Origin of the sequence: Moraxella tetraodonis (assembly GCF_022359095.1) — a bacterium.
Taxonomy (GTDB): Bacteria; Pseudomonadota; Gammaproteobacteria; order Pseudomonadales; family Moraxellaceae; genus Faucicola; species Faucicola tetraodonis.
The window spans coordinates 1486274-1508919 of record NZ_JACSYB010000001.1 but is presented as its reverse complement, the minus strand read 5'-3'; the positions used below and the strand labels follow the sequence as shown (position 1 = coordinate 1508919).

Annotated in this window: 20 protein-coding genes; 12 read left to right on the top strand and 8 right to left on the bottom strand. The window is 44.1% G+C overall.

Translation table 11 applies throughout. The annotated features are described in order from the left end of the window. Nucleotides 1-6: 6 nt before the first annotated feature. On the bottom strand, nt 7-1986 hold the full coding sequence (gene mrdA / locus H9W84_RS06675) for a penicillin-binding protein 2 (protein ID WP_144917782.1): 1980 nt from the start codon (nt 1984-1986) through the stop codon (nt 7-9). A 462-nt stretch (nt 1987-2448) separates the two neighbouring features. Between mrdA and H9W84_RS06670 the strand changes: the two genes are divergently transcribed. The 6 genes from H9W84_RS06670 (at nt 2449) to adk (ending at nt 9243) form a co-directional block, all read left to right on the top strand. After that, complete coding sequence (locus tag H9W84_RS06670; RefSeq protein WP_239742572.1) at nt 2449-3759, top strand: DUF445 domain-containing protein; 1311 nt, start codon at nt 2449-2451, stop codon at nt 3757-3759. A 67-nt stretch (nt 3760-3826) separates the two neighbouring features. Beyond that, nucleotides 3827-5911: a heme lyase CcmF/NrfE family subunit gene (locus H9W84_RS06665; RefSeq protein ID WP_239742571.1), complete on the top strand. Its 2085-nt coding sequence runs from the start codon at nt 3827-3829 to the stop codon at nt 5909-5911. Continuing rightward, entirely contained in the window at nt 5898-6473 is a 576-nt protein-coding gene (locus H9W84_RS06660) for a DsbE family thiol:disulfide interchange protein (protein ID WP_050325568.1), read from the top strand. Before H9W84_RS06665 ends, H9W84_RS06660 begins: the two co-directional genes overlap by 14 nt. Beyond that, nucleotides 6470-7045, top strand: a complete 576-nt coding sequence (locus H9W84_RS06655) for a cytochrome c-type biogenesis protein (RefSeq protein WP_275579723.1) — start codon at nt 6470-6472, stop codon at nt 7043-7045. The genes H9W84_RS06660 and H9W84_RS06655 overlap by 4 nt, the downstream gene beginning before the upstream one ends. After that, a complete protein-coding gene (gene ccmI / locus H9W84_RS06650) occupies nt 7045-8325 on the top strand; it encodes a c-type cytochrome biogenesis protein CcmI (RefSeq protein ID WP_239742569.1) in 1281 nt (426 codons plus the stop codon). The genes H9W84_RS06655 and ccmI overlap by 1 nt, the downstream gene beginning before the upstream one ends. A gap of 261 nt (nt 8326-8586) precedes the next feature. Next, nucleotides 8587-9243, top strand: coding sequence for an adenylate kinase (adk, locus tag H9W84_RS06645; RefSeq protein WP_239742567.1), 657 nt, complete (start codon nt 8587-8589; stop codon nt 9241-9243). 183 nt (nt 9244-9426) lie between these two features. On the opposite strand, the gene rpsT is transcribed toward adk, so the two are convergent. Then, entirely contained in the window at nt 9427-9696 is a 270-nt protein-coding gene (rpsT, locus tag H9W84_RS06640; protein ID WP_065263785.1) for a 30S ribosomal protein S20, read from the bottom strand. A 351-nt stretch (nt 9697-10047) separates the two neighbouring features. Between rpsT and H9W84_RS06635 the strand changes: the two genes are divergently transcribed. From H9W84_RS06635 to H9W84_RS06615, 5 genes are all read left to right on the top strand, one after another. Beyond that, on the top strand, nt 10048-10761 hold the full coding sequence (locus H9W84_RS06635) for an NAD(P)H-binding protein (RefSeq protein ID WP_239742565.1): 714 nt from the start codon (nt 10048-10050) through the stop codon (nt 10759-10761). 41 nt (nt 10762-10802) lie between these two features. Continuing rightward, nucleotides 10803-11318: a ribonuclease E activity regulator RraA gene (rraA, locus tag H9W84_RS06630; protein ID WP_239743701.1), complete on the top strand. Its 516-nt coding sequence runs from the start codon at nt 10803-10805 to the stop codon at nt 11316-11318. 165 nt (nt 11319-11483) lie between these two features. Continuing rightward, nucleotides 11484-12740 carry an alanine racemase gene (gene alr, locus H9W84_RS06625; protein WP_239742562.1) on the top strand — a complete coding sequence of 419 codons (1257 nt, stop codon included), beginning with the start codon at nt 11484-11486 and terminating at the stop codon, nt 12738-12740. Between the two features lie 232 nt (nt 12741-12972). Then, nucleotides 12973-16575, top strand: a complete 3603-nt coding sequence (gene mfd / locus H9W84_RS06620; protein WP_239742560.1) for a transcription-repair coupling factor — start codon at nt 12973-12975, stop codon at nt 16573-16575. A gap of 69 nt (nt 16576-16644) precedes the next feature. Beyond that, nucleotides 16645-16866, top strand: a complete 222-nt coding sequence (locus H9W84_RS06615; protein ID WP_239742559.1) for an oxidoreductase-like domain-containing protein — start codon at nt 16645-16647, stop codon at nt 16864-16866. 395 nt (nt 16867-17261) lie between these two features. Here the strand turns inward: H9W84_RS06615 and H9W84_RS06610 are convergent, their stop codons facing one another. Both H9W84_RS06610 and ccoS read right to left on the bottom strand, forming a co-directional pair. Further along, nucleotides 17262-18179, bottom strand: coding sequence for a sulfite exporter TauE/SafE family protein (locus H9W84_RS06610; RefSeq protein WP_239742557.1), 918 nt, complete (start codon nt 18177-18179; stop codon nt 17262-17264). Between the two features lie 89 nt (nt 18180-18268). Further along, nucleotides 18269-18499, bottom strand: a complete 231-nt coding sequence (ccoS, locus tag H9W84_RS06605) for a cbb3-type cytochrome oxidase assembly protein CcoS (RefSeq protein WP_096489036.1) — start codon at nt 18497-18499, stop codon at nt 18269-18271. A 281-nt stretch (nt 18500-18780) separates the two neighbouring features. Here ccoS and H9W84_RS06600 point away from each other — a divergent pair, with 281 nt between their 5' ends. After that, nucleotides 18781-19113 carry a rhodanese-like domain-containing protein gene (locus H9W84_RS06600; protein ID WP_239742555.1) on the top strand — a complete coding sequence of 111 codons (333 nt, stop codon included), beginning with the start codon at nt 18781-18783 and terminating at the stop codon, nt 19111-19113. 1 nt (nt 19114) lies between these two features. Here H9W84_RS06600 and H9W84_RS06595 read toward each other — a convergent pair whose 3' ends face one another. From H9W84_RS06595 to H9W84_RS06580, 4 genes are all read right to left on the bottom strand, one after another. Next, nucleotides 19115-19792: a YdcF family protein gene (locus H9W84_RS06595; RefSeq protein WP_239742553.1), complete on the bottom strand. Its 678-nt coding sequence runs from the start codon at nt 19790-19792 to the stop codon at nt 19115-19117. Then, entirely contained in the window at nt 19767-20876 is a 1110-nt protein-coding gene (murB, locus tag H9W84_RS06590; protein WP_239742551.1) for a UDP-N-acetylmuramate dehydrogenase, read from the bottom strand. Before murB ends, H9W84_RS06595 begins: the two co-directional genes overlap by 26 nt. 125 nt (nt 20877-21001) lie before the next feature. Beyond that, nucleotides 21002-21436: an RNA-binding S4 domain-containing protein gene (locus tag H9W84_RS06585; protein WP_036598052.1), complete on the bottom strand. Its 435-nt coding sequence runs from the start codon at nt 21434-21436 to the stop codon at nt 21002-21004. A gap of 209 nt (nt 21437-21645) precedes the next feature. Beyond that, nucleotides 21646-22533: an alpha/beta fold hydrolase gene (locus tag H9W84_RS06580; RefSeq protein ID WP_239742549.1), complete on the bottom strand. Its 888-nt coding sequence runs from the start codon at nt 22531-22533 to the stop codon at nt 21646-21648. Nucleotides 22534-22646 lie beyond the last annotated feature (113 nt).

The following is a 22646-nucleotide window of genomic DNA, read 5'->3' as shown; positions in this document are numbered from 1 at the left end:
ATTACGTTAGTCAGCGCCACCCACCGCAGGGAGTTTGGCGGTATTGGGTTTTGAGATAATAGGTTTACCCGACAAAACTAACGCTGCCCGTTGCAATTTGGCGGCTTGTTTTTCGGCGTTGATTTTGGCAAGTTCTTCAGGCGATGGGGGCACAATCGGTTTTTTGATTTTATCAATGAGCCAGTAATCCATCATTTTACGCACAATCGGTGCTACCCAGCCACCATGCCGACCGTTTTCTACGATGACGGCAATGGCAATTTGCGGGTTTTCTACCGGGGCAAAGCCAACAAACCAGCCATGATCCCAATGGCGCGAGTCAAGCGCGGCTTCGTTATAGCGTTTACCTTGTGCAATAGATTTAACCTGCGCTGTGCCTGTTTTGCCAGCGATGCGATAAGTTGGCGTATAGATATTATGCGCTGTGCCTTTTTTGACCACATCTTCCATGGCTAGGTGCATACGCTGCCAATCATTGGGGTTACCGTTGTATTGAATTTTCCCATCGGGCTTTTCAATAGGGATGACATGTTCGGCACCGGTGGATTTTTTGAGCAGATGGGGGGTTAAATGTTGTCCATCACCGGCTAGCATGGCGATACCATTGGCAATCTGTAAGGGTGTCGCCAAAAAATACCCTTGCCCGATACTCACAGAAATGGTTTCCCCAGGCAACCAGGCTTTTTTGTAGGTTTTCATTTTCCACTCAGTAGAAGGGTAGACGCCGGTTTTTTCTCCCGGCAAATCAATCCCCGTTTTACTACCAAAATTAAAACGCGTCATCCAATCATGAAGCCGGTCAATACCCAGTTGATAAGACAGCTTGTAGTAGTAGGTATCGACAGATTCGACCACGGATTTATGCAAATTGACGTTACCATGACCCGATTTTTTCCAGTCACGAAATTTATGGCTATCGCCAGGCAGACTAAAATAACCCGGATCATAAATACTACTGTCCCATCCCATTATGCCGTAATGAATCCCTGCCAAACCCTCAATCGGTTTGATAGAAGAACCCGGGGGGTATTGCCCTTGTAGCGCGCGATTGTACAGTGGCATGTCGGGGTCTTGTTGCAGTGCCTTGTATTCTCTGCTACTAATTCCAGTGATAAAGGGATTGGGGTCAAAACTTGGATTGCTCACAAAGGCTAAAATCTCGCCAGTGCTGGGGTCAATCGCCACCGCTGCGCCGCGTTTACCATTTAACAAATCGCTGGTCAATTTTTGCAAGCCATAATCAAGGCTTAGATAAATATCATTGCCGGGAATGGGCGGTTTGGTATCGAGTTTTTTGATGATATCGCCATAAGCATTGGTTTCAATTGATTGATAACCGGGTTTGCCCAGTAGCAGCGACTCGTAATATTTTTCAATCCCTGTTTTACCAATCAAATCGGTGCCTGCATACAGCTTTTTATCCAGCTTTTTACTGTCATTGTCGCTGATACGCCCAACATAGCCAATCACATGGGCAAACAAATCACTGTAGGGATAGGTGCGCGTGAGTTTACTTTGAATCGTCACGCCTTTAAAAAACGGTTTGCGTTCACTAAACTGGGCAACTTGCTGTTCGGTGAGTCCGATTTTAATGGTGACAGGTTCGTTTTTACTTTTTTTAAGGGCTTTTGAAGCTTCACTGATTTCTTCAGGCGTCAACTGAAAAATCGGGGTGAGTAGTGCCAAGGTATTGTCAGGATTGTCAATTTCATCAGGACTGATGACAGCGGTAAAAACAGGCTGGTTATCTGCCAAAATCACGCCGTTCCGGTCATAAATGTAGCCGCGACTGGGCGGTGCAGAAACCAGCTTGATACGATTATTGTCAGACTGGGTGACGTACTGGTCATGGGTATAAATTTGTAGATAAGCATAGCGTACAATCAAGCCAACCAAGCCCAAAAACACAAACACCGATGCCAAAATTACCCGGCGGCGAAAGATGAGATTTTCACGTTGCATATCTGAAGAATGGGGTGGTTTCATAAGCGGGTAACAGCAATTAGAACGGTTTTAAAAAGGGTCGCGGTGCGATGAATGTTTAGCTTAATGCAAATATAGGGATATCACCCAGCTTCCTACCTACTGGTGGCTTAAATCTGATGGCTCAAATCAAAATTTAAGAGCGATATACTAGCATAAAACATGGCAAATAAGCATGCCCAAATCCTGTCAAAATCGCAAATAACTAACGGCTGCTGTCAAAACAAGTGTATCAAATTATGATAGCCGCATTGACGGCAATATGGATAATAACATAGGGACGCAAAACCGCTAAAAATATAACTTCTTCAGGTAAAATGTATCTTTCTGTGCTAAAATCTAGCAGTTTGAACGCACCCATATTCACGCACCCATACTACAGACGTTGTCAAGCAAACCTTGTAATGTCATCTCGGTTTTATGGTCCTTTGATTTTAGCTTTTTCACCATGTGAGCTTTTTTGATATGTTTGCAGAAATTTGGCACAAGCTTGCAACCCATCCGCAATTTTTCGCCATGCTGACCATTCCATTTGTGACAGCAGTCGTGACTTGGGCGCATGTATGGATGGCGCTCAAGATGCTATTTTATCCCATTCATTTTTGGGGCATTAAGATTCAAGGGTTCCCAGGCGGCGGTATCGGCTGGCAGGGTATTGTGCCACGCAAAGCGGGTAAAATATCGGGGATCATCGTTGACCAAACTTTATCCAAACTTGGCTCGCTCGATGAGTTTTTCCAAGCCATGCACCCTGAAGAAGTGGCAGATTTTATCAGCCAAACCATGAACCAAAACTTGGATTTGCTGATTGATGAAATCATGAATGAGCGCTCGGCAACGCTATGGGCGAATCTGCCTTTTGCTGTCAAACGCCGTATCTATGCGTATGGACACGAGCAATTGCCAGCTATCATGAAAAATCTGGTGCTCGACTTGACCTACAATGTCGAAAACTTGGTTGATATGCGCGAGATGATTGTCAACAAGATGGAAAGCGACCGTGCGCTGATGGTGCGGATGTTTTTAAAGGTAGGTCAAAAAGAGATTAATTTTATTTGGCATATCAGTGCGTTGATTGGGTTTGTATTTGGTATTTTGCAGATGGCGATTTTTTGGTTTGTGCCGCAGCATTGGACGGTGCCGTTTTTTGCCGCGATCTGGGGGCTGTTGACCAATTGGATTGCCATCTGGATGGTATTTAATCCAATTGAGCCGCATTATTATCGCTATCCCAAATTTTTTAGCCTTAGCAAATCGCTGCCGTTTATCCGCTTTGAAAAACCGCACGTGGGACAATTTAACTGGCAAGGTGGTTTTATGAAACGCCAGCCTGAGGTCTCTGAGGTGTTTGCTGAGATTGTGGTCAAAGATTTGGTCACGCTCAAAAATATCATGCATGAAATGATGTATGGCAGTCGTGCGATGCAAACGCGTGAGCTGATTAAAAAACACCTAAACCCAATTTTGGAATCACAGGTGATTCAAACCAGCTTGAAATTTGGTTTGGGTCGTAAAGAGTTTGGTCAGCTCAGACACGTGATTATTGATAAGTCAATTGCAGCGACTATGGTGCCGATGAGTAATCCTGAGCTTAACCTTAGCCGCGCAGAAAAAATCTTTGGGCTGTTTCGAGACCGTATTCGCGCATTGACGCCCAATGAATTTCAAAATCTGTTGCGTCCTGCCTTTCGTGAAGATGAATTAACACTGATTATTTTGGGCGGTGTGACAGGGTTTTTGGCGGGCTGGATACATTTGATATTGGTGTTTTATTAATTTGACCCATTTTTTTTGGTGAAAATTCTACAGTGTGATAACCACTACAGCGATAGGAGCAGTGGGTATGTTAATTACTGAATTGGGCTATTTTGCGCTTATTTCAGCCTTGGTGATTGCCATTTTACAGGTTATTTTACCAGCAGTGGGGGTGTTCAAACACCAACCTGCTTGGCAACGACTGGCGGGGAGTTTTGCCATTGCGCAGTTTTTGGCAACGGGCACGTCGTTTTTGTGCTTGATGTATGGGTTTTATGCCAATGATTTTACGTTGATCTATGTCGCCAATCAGTCAAATTCTTTGCTGCCTTGGTACTATCGCTTATCAGCCACATGGGGCGGGCATGAAGGCTCACTGTTACTGTGGGTCACCATTTTGGCGACTTGGGGCGCGGCGGTGGCCGTTTTTAGTCGAAGCCTGCCGCTTGCCATGCGCGCACGCGTGTTGGTGGTTATATCTTTTGTGCAAATGATGATGCTGAGCATGGTGATTTTTGTGTCGTCACCCTTTAATCGCAGCTTACCCAGCATCCCAGTGGATGGCAAAGATTTGAATCCACTACTGCAAGACCCCGGATTAATTTTTCACCCACCGATGCTGTATATGGGCTATGTGGGGGCGGTGGTACCGTTTGCCTTTGCCATGGCAGCATTGTGGGCAGGTCGGTTAGATGCGGTGTGGACGCGTTGGTCGCGTCCTTGGACACTAGCGGCTTGGTGCTGTTTGACACTGGGCATCGTGTTTGGCTCAATGTGGGCATACAACGAGCTTGGCTGGGGCGGCTGGTGGTTTTGGGATCCTGTGGAAAACGCGTCCTTTATGCCTTGGCTCGGTGGGGTGGCATTATTACATTCATTGGCAGTCACCGAAAAGCGCGGCGTGTTCAAAGCTTGGACGATTATGTTGGCGATTTTCAGCTTTGCCTTGAGTTTATTGGGTACGTTTTTGGTACGTTCGGGGGTCATTACCTCGGTTCACTCATTTGCCGCAGACCCTACCCGCGGTCTGTTTATCCTAGTGATTTTGGGCGTGGTAATCGGTGGCGGTCTGGCGATGTTTGCGTGGCGCGGTTGGCGTTTAACCCAAGAAAGCCATTATCAGCTCAAATCTCGTGAGACATTATTGGTCATCAATAACATTATTATATTAGTCTCAACCATCGTGGTGGTCATTGGCACACTTTACCCAATGCTGGCCGATGCATTAAAACTCGGTCAAGTATCGGTAGGCGCGCCCTATTTTAATGCGTTATTTGTACCGTTAACTTGGTTATTGTTGTTGTTTTTAGCCATTGGACCGGTCAGCCGTTGGAAAAAAGACACCCGTCCATTGTTAGGTACAGGTCTGGCGATTTTAGCCAGTTGTTTTGTGTTAGCCGGGGTTCTAAGCTATTTCTTGGTCAGTAGCATTAACATCAACATCTTTATGTCAGCGGCACTGTGTCTATGGGTGTTGGTATGGATGGTGATTGATATCAAAGACAAAACCCGTAACGCGCACTCGTTGGGCGCTGGGCTAAAACGTCTGCACATGGGCTATTGGGGAATGCAGCTGGCGCATCTGGGTATTTTGCTATCCGTGATGGGCATTGCCATTACCACAAGCCTAAGTATCGAAAAAGACATTGCCATGCAAAAAAACCAATCGGTTGAAGTACAAGGCTACCAGTTCACGATGGATGAGCTAAAAAAAATCCGCGGTGCCAACTTTGATGCCACCCAAGCAGTGGTCAGTGTTCGTAAAAACAACCAAGTGGTCGCGACCCTTTATCCAGAAAAACGCCATTATGTGGTCAGTCAAATGCCCATGACCGAAGCTTCTATCCAGTACAACCCATTGAGAGATATCTATATGGCAATGGGTGAACCGATTTTAGGCGTTAATCAAAGCGAAGCTGATGCCACTAAATGGGCGGTGCGTATCTATATCAAACCTGGCGTACGCTGGGTGTGGTGGGGTGGTTTTGTCATTGCGCTGGGTGCGATTTTAAGTATGTTTGATAAACGTTATCGTAAACTACCGAGACTTGCTGATATGAGTGATGATAAGTCGGGGAATTTGGCAGCGGTTAAAACACCAGCGGCAATCGCCCCCGTGTTAGTAAAAAATGACAGCAAGTTAGGTCAGGAGAGTGCTCATGGCAATGCGTAAAAGACAACTTTGGTTTTTGATTCCTTTGGTGCTTTTTTTAATTATCATTGCGCTGTTTTATACGCGGTTGGGCAAAGATACCACGGTAGTGACCAACACCTCGCTCAATCGCGCTTTGCCAAGTTTTAGCTTGCCATCTTTGGGTAACCCATCACAAATGATTACCCAAGCACAGCTACCCAAACAGCCATTTTTACTCAATGTATGGGCGTCTTGGTGTGTGACTTGTAAAGTTGAACACCCGTTTTTATTGCAGATGTCAAAAGCAGGCGTACCGATTGTCGGGGTCAATTATAAAGATGAAACCAAAGACGCGCTTGATTATCTCAACACCCATGAAGACCCATTTACCCTCAATGTGCAAGATAAAGAAGGGAATTTTGGCATTGATTTGGGTCTGACAGGTGTGCCAGAGTCGTTTGTGGTTGATGGCAAAGGCAATGTGCGCCAGCATATCTTGGGTGAAATCAACGAAGAGCGCTACAATAAGCAAGTATTGCCTTGTATGACTGCGCTACGTGAACAAGCCGCCGATGCTAAAATCCGTGAGGTGTGCCAATGAGTATCACATTTGCAAAAATTCTTCATTTGATAGTCAGGGCGATGGCTGCGGTGTTGTTGGTCGCAGGGTTATCCATGTCTGCTTGGGCAAATATTGATACCTACCAATTTGACAACCCGCGCCAAGAAGCCCAGTATCGTGCGCTCATCGAAGAATTTCGTTGTCCAAAATGTCAAAATCAAAACTTGGCAGGTTCCGATGCGCCCATTGCACAAGATTTAAAACAAAAGACTTATGATATGGTCAAAGACGGTCGTTCTGACGCCGAAATTCGCCAGTATATGAATGAGCGTTACGGTGATTTTATTAGCTACAAACCACCTGTGCGACCATCCACCTGGATTTTATGGTTTTTTCCGCCTGTGTTGTTGGTGTTTGTGATGCTGGCTTGGTTTATTCGTAACCGTAATTCGTCAAAACGTGACGCTGCCATCGCTAACCCCATAGAAGACGGCTATGCGCCGCTCTCAGCCGCCGAACAACAGCGATTACAAGACTTGTTAAATGCCAATGATAACGCTGCCAATGCTAAAACTGGTGAAATCAATCAAGCAGTGGCTAAGGAAAATTAATGTCAACGCTAATTATTTTTATCATTGTCGCACTTTTGTTTGCTATCACGCTTGCGGTATTTATTTTGTTGCCTTGGTTGCAAACCCAAGACCATCACGCCATCGCCAATCGCGCTGATAATCAGCTACTAACGCTCAATATTGAAGTATTTAAACAACGGCTGGTAGAGCTTGATACTGATTTTGACGAGGGTCAAATCGATGAGGCGACTTATCAAACCCAAAAACTGGCGTTAGAGCGTCAATTACTAGACATCAGTGACAATCAAGATACCAGCCATTTTACCCCCAATTGGAAAAGCCGTCTGATAGTTATCATCTGGATTCCGCTGTTATCTGCGATGGCTTATGTGATGATTGCCGATCGCACGCCGGTCTATCAATTATGGGATGCACAAAATCGCTTGGGACAAGTCGCGGATGACTTATTGACCGCAAAAATCGATACGCCACCTGAATGGGCGACCAAAGACAGTGTGGGACTGATTAGTGCCATGCAAACCAACGTGCATCATCATGCCACCGATCCGCTGCGTTGGTTCCGTCTATCTGAAGTGTTTGTAGCCTTGCAAGCACCCGAGCAAGCAATTGAAGCCTTGGCAAGGGCGTATCGTCTCAATCCTGATGATGAAAAAGTCGCCATCACTTACGCGCAAACTAGCTTTTTTACCCAAGGCGGGGTAATGGATGACAAAACCCGTCAAGTGGTTGAGCATATTCTAGCCAAAAGTCCCAAACACCAAGGCGCACAGATGCTAATGGCAATGGGTGAAATGCGGGCGGGTAACTACGCGCAGTCTCGAAAATGGGTAGAACTGCTACGCACCGAAATCCAAGCGCGTCCTGGCGATCATACCCAAGCCTTAAGCAGCTTATCTGAACTTGAGCAGACTATCAATCAGCGGGAAGCCCAAGGCGAACAGGCGATTACAGTCAATGTCAAAGTCACCCCTGAGATATTAGGACGGGTGAAAAAAGGCGAAAGCTTATTTGTTAATGTGCGTAAGATGGCAGGTGGTCCCCCTGTTGCTGCCAAAAAACTGTCAGCAGATAGCTTAACCATCAATGGTATGGCAATCAACATCAGCGATAACGATAGTATCATGCCGACCATGACCTTAAGTTCGGCGATTAGTACGAATGAGCCCCTGGTGATTACTGCCCGGGTTAGTGCTTCAGGTGACGCCATGCCGCAAAGCGGTGACTTGACGAGTAACCCTGTACCGCTAGAGAAAACGGCTGACTCGACAACGGTATTGATTGATAAAATCGTGCCTTAAATCGTTATAAGAAATTTCTTGATTGAATAGGGGCTTAATTGAATAAGGAGCGGATTAAAGCTTGCCACATTTTTATTTTTAATACCCCTATCAATTTAAATTATTTTGCAAAAATTGCTTGAGATTTTAGCGGTTAACGAGTATTGTTAACCCAGTATTTCAAAACTGTTAGTTATTCGAACACACCGTTTGTGGGTCTTTTTTGCGATTGCAGTAATGAGATAGGGCGATTTTAATAATTTCGACTTAAGGAATAGGTTTATGAAGCGTATTATTCTTTTAGGGCCACCTGGCGCTGGTAAGGGTACCCAAGCACAAATCATCACCAAGGAATTTAATATTCCACAAATCTCAACAGGTGATATGCTACGTGCCGCTATCAAAGAAGGTACTGAGCTTGGCAAACAAGCCAAAAGTATCATGGATGCCGGTGGACTTGTCTCAGATGATTTAATTATCAACCTAGTTAAAGCCCGTATTGCGCAGCCAGATTGTGCCAACGGCTGTATTTTTGATGGCTTTCCGCGTACCATTCCACAAGCGCAAGCGTTAGCGGATGCAGGTGTACACATCGATAACGTGGTAGAAATTGCCGTACCTGATGAAGACATCGTGTCTCGTTTGTCAGGTCGTCGCTCTCATCCTGCTTCAGGTCGCGTGTATCATGTGGTCTACAATCCACCTAAAGTGGCAGGTAAAGATGACAAAACCGGTGAAGACTTGGTTCAGCGTGACGATGATAAAGAAGATACCATCCGCGATCGTTTAGCGACTTATCATAACCAAACAGAAGCCTTGGTTGGTTTTTATCAAGACTTGGCAAAATCGGGTCAAAACGCGCCTCGCTATGCCAAATTTGATGGTACACAAGCGATTGATAAAGTCAGTGAGCAAATCCTTGCCGAGTTAAAAGCATAATTAAAACCACGATGAAACGCATCAATGAGCTTTTAAGAAAGTTAATTTTAGATAAGCTAAATAAAAAAAGCTGAAATTTTGATTTCAGCTTTTTTTTATAATTAAATCAGTTTTATACCCAAATCGAGCTCAATAAAAAAGCCAATTCAATGTGAATTGGCTTTTTTATTTTTAAACAAACAATTAAGCAGTTTTAAGGGCTTTAATTGCTTTGTTTAAGCGGCTTTTATGACGTGCTGCTTTGTTTTTGTGAATCACGCCTTTGTCAGCAATACGGTCAATCACTGGAACTGCTTTTTTGTAAGCTTCAGTCGCTGCGTCGTAGTTTTTATCTTCAACGGCTTTTACCACATGTTTGATGAAAGTACGAACCATAGAACGTTGTGATGCTTTTAATTGACGACGTTTAACGTTTTGACGAGCGCGTTTGCGAGCTTGTGCAGAATTTGCCACGTAAATCTCCTTGGATTTGCAATATAAATCGATCTGTTAGTAAGTGAGCAGCCATTCGCTTATTACAGACACGGGTAGTGAGGGTTGCTTGAATCCTTGAATCACTAGACACGGAAACACAATTAACGATATCAAGCGGATTTAAAGCCCGCTATTTTAGCAAACTCAAGCTACAATAACAACTGACTTCGGCAGATTATTCAGCGTATTTCGTCTATTGACCAAAAAACCAGCGGGCAACGCCGTCAAAGCTGAAAAAAACGTATTTGTAGGTGAAAGTTTTGATTATCTGTGATTAAATAAAATGATATTAAAAACTCATAAAAATATTCATACTGAGGTCATTGTTTTATGCAGCGCACAGCATTAATCATCGGTGCAACCGGCTTGGTAGGCAATTCATTACTCACTCAGCTTGGCAGTCTTTATCAAAAAGTCATTATCATTGCGCGCTCTCAGCCAAAAGGGTTGAGTGATTCGATGCATTTCTACCAGCTTAAAGATTTTAATCAAATGCATGAATTTGTGTCTGCGCTGTCGATTGGTAAAGACACCGATGCTTTTAGCTGTCTGGGTACCACCATTAAGGAAGCAGGTAGTGAAGCCGCCTTTCGACAAATCGATTTTACCTATAATGTGGCATTCGCCAAAGCTTGCAAACAAAAAGGCGTAGAGCGGTTTTTTTTGTTATCGGCGATGGGCGCCAATGCTGACAGTCGCTTTTTTTATAACCGTGTCAAAGGTGAGCTTGAGACGGCGATTGGCAATTTAGGTTTTCAAGAATTGGCAATTTTTCGTCCCTCCTTGCTGCTTGGCAAACACGATGATCGTAAACTTGAAACCATCGCGCAGACGGCGTACAAACTCATCAAACCTATCGTACCCAAAAAACTGCCTGTCCGTCCGATAGAAGCCGATAGGGTAGCGATGGCAATGGCGCTGGTGAGTAACAATTGGCACATCAAACATACTTATGAAAAATGTGCTAACCGTGTCGATACCGCCAAGAAAACCCAAGTTATCAGTAACGGTGAAATGCTAGCGATGACGCGGTTTAGAAACTAACCTTCCCAAAAAAATTGACTTAAGGAACGATGATGAGCGACATGACCTTACAAAATTTTATTACCTGCGATTTATTAGATGATAATCCAGAATGTCAGGTTTGTGCACCCAACATGGAAGGCAAACGCTTTTTTAGCTATGGCGGTAACACAAAATTTGGCGGTGAAGTAGTAACCGTCAAATGCTTTGAAGACAATAGCCGTGTTAAAGAGCTGTTGGCCACGCATGGCAAAGATGAGAAAGGCAATGGCAAGGTTTTGGTGGTAGACGGTGGGGCGTCAATGCGCTGTGCCTTGCTGGGTGATATGATTGCACAAAGCGGCGTTGATAATGGCTGGGCTGGCGTGATTGTGTATGGCTGTGTACGAGATGTGGATGATATGGGCAAAATGCCAATCGGCGTACAAGCGCTCGGCGCCATTCCCCGCAAATCTAATCGCAAAGGTGTGGGCGATGTGGGTGTGACGCTCAATTTTGGCGGAATGACGATAAATAATGGCGACTTTGTGTATGCCGATAACAATGGCATGATTGTGAGTACGACATCATTGCTTTAATGAGCTAAGTTAAGCTTCTAAACTAAAGAGTAACCTAGGTTGGTTAAAAACCGCATCAATTGTTGATATATTAACTGTTTATGTGGCTTGACTGCGTTAATATCAGCGCATGAAAGCACGTACTTTTTCTGATTTTTTTATTGTCATGTTATTTTGGGAATTATTATGAAACTACATCAAACTTTGCTATCGCTTGCCATCGCCACCGTTATGTATCACGCTGCGCCCGCGCAAGCCGCGCCCGCGCTGACGTATGCTGGCGATAATCCTCATATCGTTAATCTTGCCAATACCAACGCTTGGCTTGAAATAGATACTGAGGCGTACGGGCATAATATTGAAGCGATGCGCGCACATCTAGGTGGTAAATCCCAAATCTGTGCGATTTTAAAAGCCGATGCCTATGGCTTTGGCATTGATAATTTGATGCCTACCGTGATGGAGCATAAAGTGCCTTGTATCGGCATAGCCAGTAACGAAGAAGCCCGTATCGCCCGCAAACACGGCTATAAAGGACGAGTGATGCGGGTGCGTACGGCGACCAACCAAGAAATTGAAGACGGCTTAAAATACAATATCGAAGAGTTATTTGGTACCCTTAAACAAGCCCAAACTGCCAGTGATATCGCACGAGCAGCGGGCGTGGTCATTAATTTTCATATGGCACTCAACGATGGTGGCATGGACCGTAACGGCTTGGATTTGAGCGTTGAGAAATCTAAACAAGACGCTTTGGCAATTACCAAGCTTAAAAATCTCCATATCGTCGGTATCATGACCCATTTTCCTGTTGAGGATAAAGCCGATGTACAAAAAGGGTTGGCTAGTTTTAAACAAAACACCGATTGGCTGATTAAGACAGCCAAACTCGACCGTAAAAAACTCACCATCCATGCGGCGAACTCGTTTGTGTCGCTGAACGTGCCAGAAGGTTGGTTTGATATGGTGCGTCCTGGGGCGATTTTGTTTGGCGAGCCTTACTTTGAACGTCCCGATTTTAACTACATCATGTCGTTCAAAAGCCGTGTGGCTAGCGTCAATTTCTATCCTAAAGGCTCAACTGTTGGCTACGACCGCACTTATACCTTGACACGAGATAGCTATTTGGCAAATTTACCATTTGGTTATTCAGATGGCTACCGTCGCGCCTTTACCAACAAAGGTCATGTCTTAATTAATGGTCATAAAGTCCCTGCATTGGGCAAAATCTCGATGAATACCACTATGGTCGATGTCACCGATTACCCCGATATCAAGGCAGGCGATGAGGTGGTTATCTTTGGTAAACAAGGCAATGCCGAAATCACCCAGTCGGAAATCGAAGATATTACAGGTACACTCTTTACCGAAATCTACGCCAACTGGGGTAACTCAAATCCCAAATTTGTCAAAGCGCAAATCACTAAATCGCTCAAAAAATAACGTCAACTTGACAAAAAAGCACCGTCAAATTGGCGGTGTTTTTTTGCATATCACTTTGGTAAAAAACGCTAGATTGCTGCATTGCAGGGATAAAGTGTTAAAGTGTTATTGCCAAAAAGTCTGCTAAAACACTGCTATTTTAGCTTTAATTTTTCAGCAAAAACCCCCACAATAACGTCATTATTTTTCGCCTTTTTCAATCAAAAGACTTATAACCAAAAGACCGATAACAATGACGAATGTTACACACCCACTGTCTCATCTTTCCTTTCGCCTTAATCAATCACTGTTTGACAATGCTAAGCATGACAAAAAATGGCTGGGCAACTTACAAGGCATGAGCCAAGCCTTATGGCTCACCAGCCTCACCAGCAGCGATAGTGGTCAGCAAAACCGACTTAAAGTCGTCGTGACCCGTGACCAAAATCAGCTCAATCAGCTTGAAACAGAGTTGGCATTTAGTGGGGTCGATGCCCATGTGTTTCCTGATTGGGAAACGCTTACCTATGATGAACTGTCACCGCACCATGACATTGTCTCTGAGCGGATTCATTTACTTACCCATATGCCAACTGATGGTATTTTACTGATTTCGGTGCAGACCTTAATGCACCGTGTTGCCCCTGCATCATGGCTATTGGGTCAACACTTTGATTTGTCAGTGGGTGACACCTTTGATGTGGCAACCGAACGTCGAAAACTGGCGACTGCGGGCTATCATGCGGTAGATAATGTCTTTGAGCCTGGGGAATTTGCTGTGCGTGGCAGCGTGATTGATTTGTTTGCCATTGGTCAGCCGTTTCCAGTGCGCATTGATTTGTTTGATGATGAGATTGAGAGCATCCGTTTTTTTAGCCCGCAAACCCAGCGTAGCTTGACCCAAGCGGATTTGGACGAGTTAAAAGACAGTGACCCCCATCAATATGTCAAATTTATGAATAGTCAAAAAAAATCGGGTGAAACCATCGGTAAAATCACCAGCTTTCAGATTTTACCTGCGCGAGAATTTCCCCTGGATGAGGGTAAAGAAACGTTTCGCGCCAATTTTGCCAGCACCTTTGCCAACACATCCGCCCGCCGTTTTGAGCTGTTTAACGATGTGATGAACGGCATTGCACCCGCGGGGGTGGAGTATTATCAGCCATTATTTTTTGACACCGATACTTGGCAAAATGGCTCGGATTTTTTTAGTTATTTGCCCAAAGATAGCTTGTTTATCGTCGATAATCAAATAGAGACGGCTTACCAAAATTTTTGGCAGCAAATCCAAACTCGTTACAATGACCGCAGGCACGATATCGAAAAACCGATTGTGGCACCGCAAGATTTGTATCTAGCAGCGCATATCTTTAATGAAAAAATTGCCCAATATCCCCGCATTATCACTAGCGAACAACCCATTGATGACACCAGAGCAGGTGCAATCAATGCATTGGTTGAAACGCCACCTGATTTAACCGTTGACCATAAACTTGCTGAGCCACTGCAAAGACTGATGGCATTTCGCGAGCAATTTACTAAACCGATATTATTGGTTGCCGAAACTGCAGGTCGCCGTGAGATTTTATCTGAGCTGTTGCAAAAACGCTTTAATTTACAAAGTGTTTCAGGATTGACCGATTTTCTTGCAAACATGGATGAGGCGCATAGTACTACGATTGCCTTGACCATTGCACCGGTTGAACGAGGCGCGTTACTCCCTGATAAGTTTGCGATTCTCTCAGAAACCCAGTTGTTTGGACGACAGGTGTTACAGACTCGCCGCCGTCGCCAAAGCGATGTGTCTGATGAATTTTTGGTTAAATCGGTCAGTGAGCTTAATATCGGTGACCCTGTGGTGCACATTGATTTTGGTGTTGGGCGTTATCAAGGCTTGATTACCCTTGAGATTGATAGACAACTGCAAGAGTTCATCCATCTCACCTATGCAGATGATGCCAGTGTGTATGTGCCTGTGGCGAATCTGCAACTCATCAGCCGTTATGCTGGCGGCGACTCGGCAACCGCACCGCTTCATACCATAGGTAGCGGTAAATGGGATAAAGCCAAAGCCAAGGCACTCAGCCAAATTCATGATGTGGCAGCGGAACTGCTCAACGTGCAAGCCCGCCGTGATGCCAAAGTGGGCATTAACTTCCCAATTGACCAAATCCAATATGACCTATTTGCCAGTCAATTTGCGTTTGAAGAAACGCCCGACCAAGCTAATGCCATTGAAGCGGTTAAGTTTGATATGAAGCAAAATAAACCGATGGATAGGCTGGTGTGCGGCGATGTCGGTTTTGGTAAAACCGAAGTGGCAATGCATGCTGCTTTTATTGCGGTGCAAGCAGGGTATCAAGTGGCAGTGCTAGTACCGACGACGCTGCTTGCGGGGCAACACGAAGACAACTTTTTGGATAGATTTGCCGATTGGCCCATTCGTATTGAAAGCCTGTCTCGCTTTGGCACCAAAAAACAACACGATGCGATTCTCAAAGGCTTAGCCGAAGGTAAAATTGATATCGTCATTGGTACCCACCGTATTTTGCAAGAAGATGTCAAGTTTGCCAACTTAGGTCTGATGATTGTTGATGAAGAACACCGTTTTGGCGTGCGAGATAAAGAGCGTATCAAAGCCATGCAATCGGATGTTGATGTACTATCGATGACCGCAACACCCATTCCGCGTACGCTGAACATGGCGTTATCAGGTATGAGAAACATGTCGATTATCGCCACGCCCCCAGCAAGGCGGTTGGCAATTAAAACCTTTGTCATGCAAAAGTCTGATAACTTACTCAAAGAAGCGATTTTGCGTGAATTACTGCGTGGCGGACAGGTGTTTTTACTGCATAACGATGTGGCGAGCATTGAGCGCATGGCAGAAACCGTGCGTGAGCTTGTGCCCGAATCTCGGGTGGCAGTGGCTCACGGTCAGATGAAAGAACGAGAGCTTGAGCAAATCATGCAATCGTTTTACCACAAAAGACACAATGTGTTGGTGTGTACCACCATTATTGAAACAGGTATTGATATCCCCAATGCCAACACCATTATTATCAACCGTGCCGATAAATTCGGGCTTGCCCAGCTTCACCAACTGCGCGGTCGAGTCGGTCGCAGTCACCACCAAGCCTACTGTTATCTGCTCGTGCCTTCTATTAAAGGCTTGACCAGCGACGCCCAAAAACGACTTGATGCCATTAGCCGTGCCAATACCTTGGGGGCAGGGTTTATGCTTGCTAGTGAAGACCTTGAGATTCGTGGGGCGGGTGAGCTACTGGGCAAAAACCAAAGCGGCAATATGCAAGCGGTTGGTTTTAATCTGTATATGGATATGTTAAACCGTGCCACCAAAGCCATCAAAGCAGGTAAACAACCTGATTTGAATACCCCATTATCGCTAACCAGTGACATTAATCTGTATTTGTCGGCACTCATCCCTGAAGATTATCTGGGTGATGTCCATCAGCGGCTATTGTTTTATAAAAAAATCGCCAATGCTGAAGACTATGACAGCTTAATTAGCATTCGCAGCGAAATGCTGGATCGTTTTGGCAGTTTGCCCGAGCCGACCAAAAATTTATTTGCCATTCACCAAATCCGCTTAATGGCTGAAGCGCTGGAGATTAGCAAGATTGATGGCAATGAGCGGCAAGTCACCTTTGAGTTTTCACCAAGCACCCCTGTGGAAGCCATTACCATTATTGGGCTTATTCAGTCGAATCCGAAAAAATTTAAAATGAATGGCGCGACAGGGCTAAAAATGATGGATGACAAAGCCCTTGCTACGCCAGAAGGGCGGATTGATGCGGTGAAAAATCTCATAGAGAAATTATCTTTAAAAGCGTGATGATGACCTGATAATAAATAATTATTGGCTCATCATAAGCGTGTTATAGCGAAAAAGAAGATTTAGAAAATGATGGAAAATCAATTACCTAATGGCGAGCGCCTGATTCAAGAACCTACCTATCCTGAAGATTGGGAATGTTGCAACAATGGCTGCGAAGAACTGTGCGTGTATGAAATTTACCGCGTTCAAAAACAAGCCTATGACGAACAGCAACAACGACTCAAAAGCGTGCCAAAACTACTTACGACACCGACAAACCTGCTCAGTAGCTGGAGTATTCTTCAATAAAAGTAATTTTTTGTAAATTCATATTCCTGTTACAGGAATTTCATGCTAATGTCATCAAACTCACGTTAAATATCATGACGTTATGAAGTTGCATTGATAACGTAAAATAGTAAGTAGTAATTAAACAACTAAAAAATGGCAAAAGCCTTAAAATTAATAAAAAATCCACCACTATGGGATATTGGATAAAGAAGGATAGGAGTAAAAAATGTTAGATATGTTAAATGAAGCGTTTGAATATGAAACCGATATCATCTATCTTGACGAAGGCGATGACGCGGTAGAAATGTAAACTGCAAGTTAGGCGTAAAACTGAAAAACTCGCAACCGATAACCTCTTAATATACCGATTAAGAGGTTTGTTTTTTTGGGCAATATAAATGAATGATTAGTAACTAATGATTATGACCGGTACTGGCAGGCATCGCCATCTCATGGTGCTTATCGTTCATATCCTGCATATTGTGCATGTCGTGATTCATGTTATGGCTCATATTATGGTTCATAGGCATAGTAGTCGGCATGGTAGTCGAAGCTGTCACAGAAGCAGGATTAGACGCAGAATGATTCATTGTCGACATATCGTGGTGCATACTCGTCTCATTCATGGCATGACTGGCATGACTGTGTGAACCGTGGCTATGATTATGGTGCATCATCATCGGAATAAAAATCACCGCAAGCCCAGACAACATCATAATCACCCCATTAATTTGGCGAAGGCGAAAGTGTTTAATACTTGACTGTAGCATCCCTACAGTTTTTTGCGTGGCAATCAACATCGGCATGGTACCCAGTCCAAATACAAACATTAGAGCCGCCCCTGTAGCGATGTCGTTGCCAGCAATCGCCATCATGAGCGCACCATACACCAATCCACACGGCAAAAATCCCCAAAGCAAGCCAGCAAACAAGGCTTTACCAAAGCTATCAATTGGAAAAACTTTTTTACGTATCGGGGCAAGCGATTGCCAAAAGCGCATCCCTACTTTTTCTAACTGATTAAACAGCGGTAACCCAAGCATCGCAAGCCCAATCAACACCAATACCGCACCCAGTACAATTCTTGGCGCACTGTTACTCATAATGGATTGAAAGATTGCCACCCCAACAACACTGGCAATCAATCCAAGCAAGGAATAACTGATGAGGCGTCCCAAATGATAAGTCAAAATCAAGCCATTTTTTTTGCTGTCCGATACATGCTGCATAGATAGCCCAAAAGCCGTCACAATGCCACCGCACATCCCCAGACAGTGCGGTGAGCCAAACAACCCCATGCTAAACGCTGCCAAAAATAATGCCCAGGTCATAAAATGCTCCAAAAAAGTCTAAAAATTTTTGCAAAACGTAAACAAATCAATAGAAAGAAATCAGCAGGAAGACAGATAACACCAACGCGTTATTTTTGCTCGTCAGTAGGGTCTTGTGTTTTTGGGGGCTGAGAAGATGAAGGCTTGGCGGGATTTTGCCCCAATTGTTCGCGGCGAAATTGTCTGTCATCCAAAATGACCCGCTGGGATTCATTGTCCAAATCATCAAATTGGCGTGATTTGATGGCGTAATAAATGGCAAAAATACCCAATACAAATAGCACTAGACTAATAGGAATCAAAAAATACATGCTTTGCATCGTGCATCCCCATTACTTGGCGTAAACAAACGAATTAAGTTAAAAAAACCATTATACGCTTATTTTGACATAAATAAATGCGGCAAAATGTCGCAGCGTTGTCCTAGCAATTAAATAGCAGTAATCAAATAGCCATTGGTATGCTTACAAAATAGACACATGGGTTGCAAATCAAAGCAACTCAGTGATTTGAGTGCGAACAATGAATGCTATAATCATAGTGGGTTAAACATTGAGGTTTAACTTGGTTTTAAAACTCAAAATTCTACAAGGAAATTATGATGTTGATGCCTAAAATCTTTAAGCCTTCTCTTAAACTTTCAAAAAAACAGTTGCTTGCTTTAGGCGCGGCTGTCATGGTTGGTGCATTATTGATGCCAACAGCAAACGCTGCGACAGTGGTCATTGATGTACGTACCCCAGAAGAGTATTCTGTGAATCATCCCGCAGGTGCCATTAATATTCCACACAGTGAATTACTTGCCAAAATAACCGCGCAAGGCATTGCAAAATCAGATACCATTAAAGTGTATAGCCGTGGCGGCGGTCGTGCCCAACAAGCCAAATCTGCCTTGCAATCAGCTGGCTACACCAATGTGGAAATTCAAAAATAACTTATTTATTGGTCGGTTGGCAGTCGTATTGGGGTTTGACAAGATCGCGAGCGAATGCCAACAATTCATATAAAGCACGTCTTGAATGCTGCAGGTTCTGATCAAAATGCTGCCAATCATTTGCCTTTGGTAATGGGGCGATACTTGGGACAGTAGCCACCCCATTGATGGCAAACTGCCGTCTTGAACGGTTCATATGATAAGCATCGGTTACCAAAATTACCTGTTTGACATTGACCATTTCTGCGGTGTATTTTGCATTTTGACAGGTGTTAAAGCTGTTTTTTTCTGCTACGACCCACATGATGCCTTTTTTTTGTAGCCATTTTGCCATCCATGGTGCCTCCTTACCACTGACGATGATGGGTAAGCCAGTCTGCTGATACACTTGGCTGGCTTTAATCAATCGACTTTCGGTAAATTGGTTAATCACAATTTCATTTTGCTGATTATTGGTTAATCCGCCACCTAACACCACAATCGCCGTTGCAGGATTGACGCTCACCGCTGATTCTGGAAGGCGATAGCAGTCTAAAATAAACAATACAATCGTAGAAAACAGCGGTGTGAAAAAACTGAGTGTGATTAAACACCCCACCAATACCACAACGGTCAAAATCCGTTTGATGATTGAAAAAAATCGCTCAAGATAATTAATGAGCTTGGCGAATGCTACCATCAGATTCAATCCAAACCGGTTCAGCTTCCAATTTTATCCCAAATTTATCCAGTACAGTGTCTTGTATAAATTGCATAGTTTTGGCAACATCACATTGCGTCGCAACTTTTGGCGCATGGTTAGTCAATACTAGGGCTTGTTTTATATGAGTTAAAATCGGTGCAATGCCTTTACCCTTAAGCCCTGATTGGTCAATAAGCCAGCCAGCCGCAACTTTGCAGTAATCAGTCAAATTGCCTTGGGCATCTTTGACAGGATAATGCACCAGATTGGGGTAGCTCTGTAGTAGCTGGTCAACTTGAGATTTGGCGACGATGGGGTTTTTAAAAAAGCTGCCACAATTGGGCAAGTCGTTGGTATCGGGCAGTTTACTTTGACGAATGTCGATGATGGCATTCATGGTATCCACGGGTGTGACTTCATCGCGACCTGCTTGGCTTGCATAGTGCTGTGCAACTTTTGCCACATCCCCATACTGGGTATTGGGTTTGGCGGTTTTACTGAGGGTAAAAATGACGCTGGTAATGAGCCATTGTCCGGCTTGCTGTTTAAACAGGCTGTCACGGTAGCTAAACTCGCAATCAGCTTTGCTTAGATGATGCCAAGTTAAACTCGGTATATGAAACGCTTTTACACTGTCTATCACATCTTCAGCTTGTACCCCATACGCACCGATGTTTTGTACGGGACTGCCACCCACCCAGCTTGGGATTAACGCCAAATTCTCCAATCCATACCAACCTTGATGGACCGTGTCTACGACGAGCGTATGCCAATCCTCGCCAGCCATCACCTCAAGGGTTATCGTTTGGCTATCTTCAAACAGGATATTTTTACCTTTAAGACTGGGTGACACAACAACCGCGTCCAATACTTCAGGCAAAATGATATTACTGCCATTAGATAGCACCACAAACGCTTGTTGATGGGCTGCCAGTCGTTTAAAAGTCGGCTCAATATCAGATAAGTCAGTTAGGCGAATGAACTGTTTGGCTTGACAGGCTAATGCCATAGTATTGTATGCGCTAATATCCACATAGCTAGCATTAGCCTGCACAGGGTTAGGTTCAAAAAAATTGGTCATAAAATATCGTTAATAATCGGCAGAGTTGCTCATCGCCAGTGCAATGACTAGTGCAATGATAAAGTGCTTATTATAACGAAATATGACAGGGAAAATCGGGATTTTTATGACCCCATAACAAGCAATTAAAAACCTTCTTCATCACTGCCAAAATGGTTAATATCCCTAAAACGGCTTAACTGACGACGCTGTTTTTTATTTGGCCGATGATCGGGGCGGGCAAGATTAGCAAGTTTTTTTTGTTCGGTGAAAAATTCTCGTTGGCTGATACTGGCATCGGTCTCTTGATAAAGCACACTGGCAGCAGTGGCATTACCACGCACTTCAGACAGCGCCAGCACCTTGACCGTCTTTTGGGTGTAATGATTGGCTGACCCTTGGCGAATCGTCAATTCATCGCCCACCGCTATTTCTTTACTGACCTTCACGCGATTGCCAAAATGGTGGACCCGTCCCGATTCAATCGCTTCCTTGGCTAGGGTGCGAGTTTTATAAAACCTTGCTGCCCATAGCCATTTATCTAAACGCACTTTAATTTTATCAGTTGTACTCAATGACATTTCCTATAGCTTAACTCCATGAATAACTTTAGATTAAATGGTTGTTTTTTAGAATCTTTCAATACATCACATCGATATTTCTAACAAGCAACTGGCGTGTCAAAACGAGGCTATTGGTTTATCCGTTATCCATATCCATCATCAAAATTATAAAACCCCGCTTAAAGACCTAGTGGTAAGACTCATTAGTAAGGCTCAGGGGTTTTAAGCTAATTGATATGGTGAGTGAGCCAAGTCAAAATATCGTCATAGACTTGTTGGTGATTAGGCTCTAGTAAGATTTCGTGGCGCATCGCCTCATATTGCTGCATGCTCACCGAGGTAAAATTGTTTTGTTGCAAACGTTTGACAATACGCGGAATGCCTTTTCCCATCTGCCCAACGGGGTCATCTTTTCCGCTGACAAATAGCAGCGGTAACTGTCGGGGTACTTGTTGATACCAATGCTTATTGGTGCCTGCTTGCATCAACGACATGAGCGCAAAATAGCCATTGTTGGTAAACTGAAAGCCGCAAAGCTTGTCATCAAGGTAAGCTTTTACTTGCTTGGGGTCTGAATTGAGCCAATTAAACCCTTGTAAATCAGGTTCTTTTCTAAAGGGTAGGTTATTAAATTGGTTTAAAATCTTATCTAATACCGGATTGGTGCGGCGCGTGGTGAAGTGATTAAGGTTTTTGGTCACAGGCACAAACAAGTTTGCCAATGGATTAAAATCTGAGGTACCCATAATCACTGCCCCATCAAATCGCTCACCATAGCGCTGCACAATACAGCGAACGATAAATGACCCCATACTGTGACCCAAGATAAAATGGGGGATATCAGGATATTTTTCAGCGATTAACTGTGCATGCGCCATCACATTGTCAATCATCAACTCGGCAGGATTGGGGTTACCCATATAGCCTAAGCAACCATTGTCATAGGCTTGCTGTCCATGACCTAAATGGTCAAACGTCAACACCGCAATATCATGATTTGCCAAAAATTGCGCAAAGGGTTGGTAGCGCCCTTGGTGTTCTGCCATGCCATGCACGATTAGAAGGGTGGCAACAGGCGTCACCTTAGGCAGATAGAATGTGTAGTTGTTATTCATCGCAAATTTCCTGTGAGTGTTATTTTATGATTAGAGTAGCATAAAAAAGCCGTCTAATGACGGCTTTAAATCAACACACAAATTCACAAATCAATGTACATATCAACGCACAA

Bases quoted from the DNA above. Each gene is read 5' to 3' on its own strand.
- mrdA (WP_144917782.1), bottom strand. From the start codon at position 1,986: ATGAAACCACCCCATTCTTCAGATATGCAACGTGAAAATCTCATCTTT.
- H9W84_RS06670 (WP_239742572.1), top strand. From the start codon at position 2,449: ATGTTTGCAGAAATTTGGCACAAGCTTGCAACCCATCCGCAATTTTTC.
- H9W84_RS06665 (WP_239742571.1), top strand. From the start codon at position 3,827: ATGTTAATTACTGAATTGGGCTATTTTGCGCTTATTTCAGCCTTGGTG.
- H9W84_RS06660 (WP_050325568.1), top strand. From the start codon at position 5,898: ATGGCAATGCGTAAAAGACAACTTTGGTTTTTGATTCCTTTGGTGCTT.
- H9W84_RS06655 (WP_275579723.1), top strand. From the start codon at position 6,470: ATGAGTATCACATTTGCAAAAATTCTTCATTTGATAGTCAGGGCGATG.
- ccmI (WP_239742569.1), top strand. From the start codon at position 7,045: ATGTCAACGCTAATTATTTTTATCATTGTCGCACTTTTGTTTGCTATC.
- adk (WP_239742567.1), top strand. From the start codon at position 8,587: ATGAAGCGTATTATTCTTTTAGGGCCACCTGGCGCTGGTAAGGGTACC.
- H9W84_RS06635 (WP_239742565.1), top strand. From the start codon at position 10,048: ATGCAGCGCACAGCATTAATCATCGGTGCAACCGGCTTGGTAGGCAAT.
- rraA (WP_239743701.1), top strand. From the start codon at position 10,803: ATGACCTTACAAAATTTTATTACCTGCGATTTATTAGATGATAATCCA.
- alr (WP_239742562.1), top strand. From the start codon at position 11,484: ATGAAACTACATCAAACTTTGCTATCGCTTGCCATCGCCACCGTTATG.
- mfd (WP_239742560.1), top strand. From the start codon at position 12,973: ATGACGAATGTTACACACCCACTGTCTCATCTTTCCTTTCGCCTTAAT.
- H9W84_RS06615 (WP_239742559.1), top strand. From the start codon at position 16,645: ATGATGGAAAATCAATTACCTAATGGCGAGCGCCTGATTCAAGAACCT.
- H9W84_RS06610 (WP_239742557.1), bottom strand. From the start codon at position 18,179: ATGACCTGGGCATTATTTTTGGCAGCGTTTAGCATGGGGTTGTTTGGC.
- ccoS (WP_096489036.1), bottom strand. From the start codon at position 18,499: ATGCAAAGCATGTATTTTTTGATTCCTATTAGTCTAGTGCTATTTGTA.
- H9W84_RS06600 (WP_239742555.1), top strand. From the start codon at position 18,781: ATGTTGATGCCTAAAATCTTTAAGCCTTCTCTTAAACTTTCAAAAAAA.
- H9W84_RS06595 (WP_239742553.1), bottom strand. From the start codon at position 19,792: ATGGTAGCATTCGCCAAGCTCATTAATTATCTTGAGCGATTTTTTTCA.
- murB (WP_239742551.1), bottom strand. From the start codon at position 20,876: ATGACCAATTTTTTTGAACCTAACCCTGTGCAGGCTAATGCTAGCTAT.
- H9W84_RS06585 (WP_036598052.1), bottom strand. From the start codon at position 21,436: ATGTCATTGAGTACAACTGATAAAATTAAAGTGCGTTTAGATAAATGG.
- H9W84_RS06580 (WP_239742549.1), bottom strand. From the start codon at position 22,533: ATGAATAACAACTACACATTCTATCTGCCTAAGGTGACGCCTGTTGCC.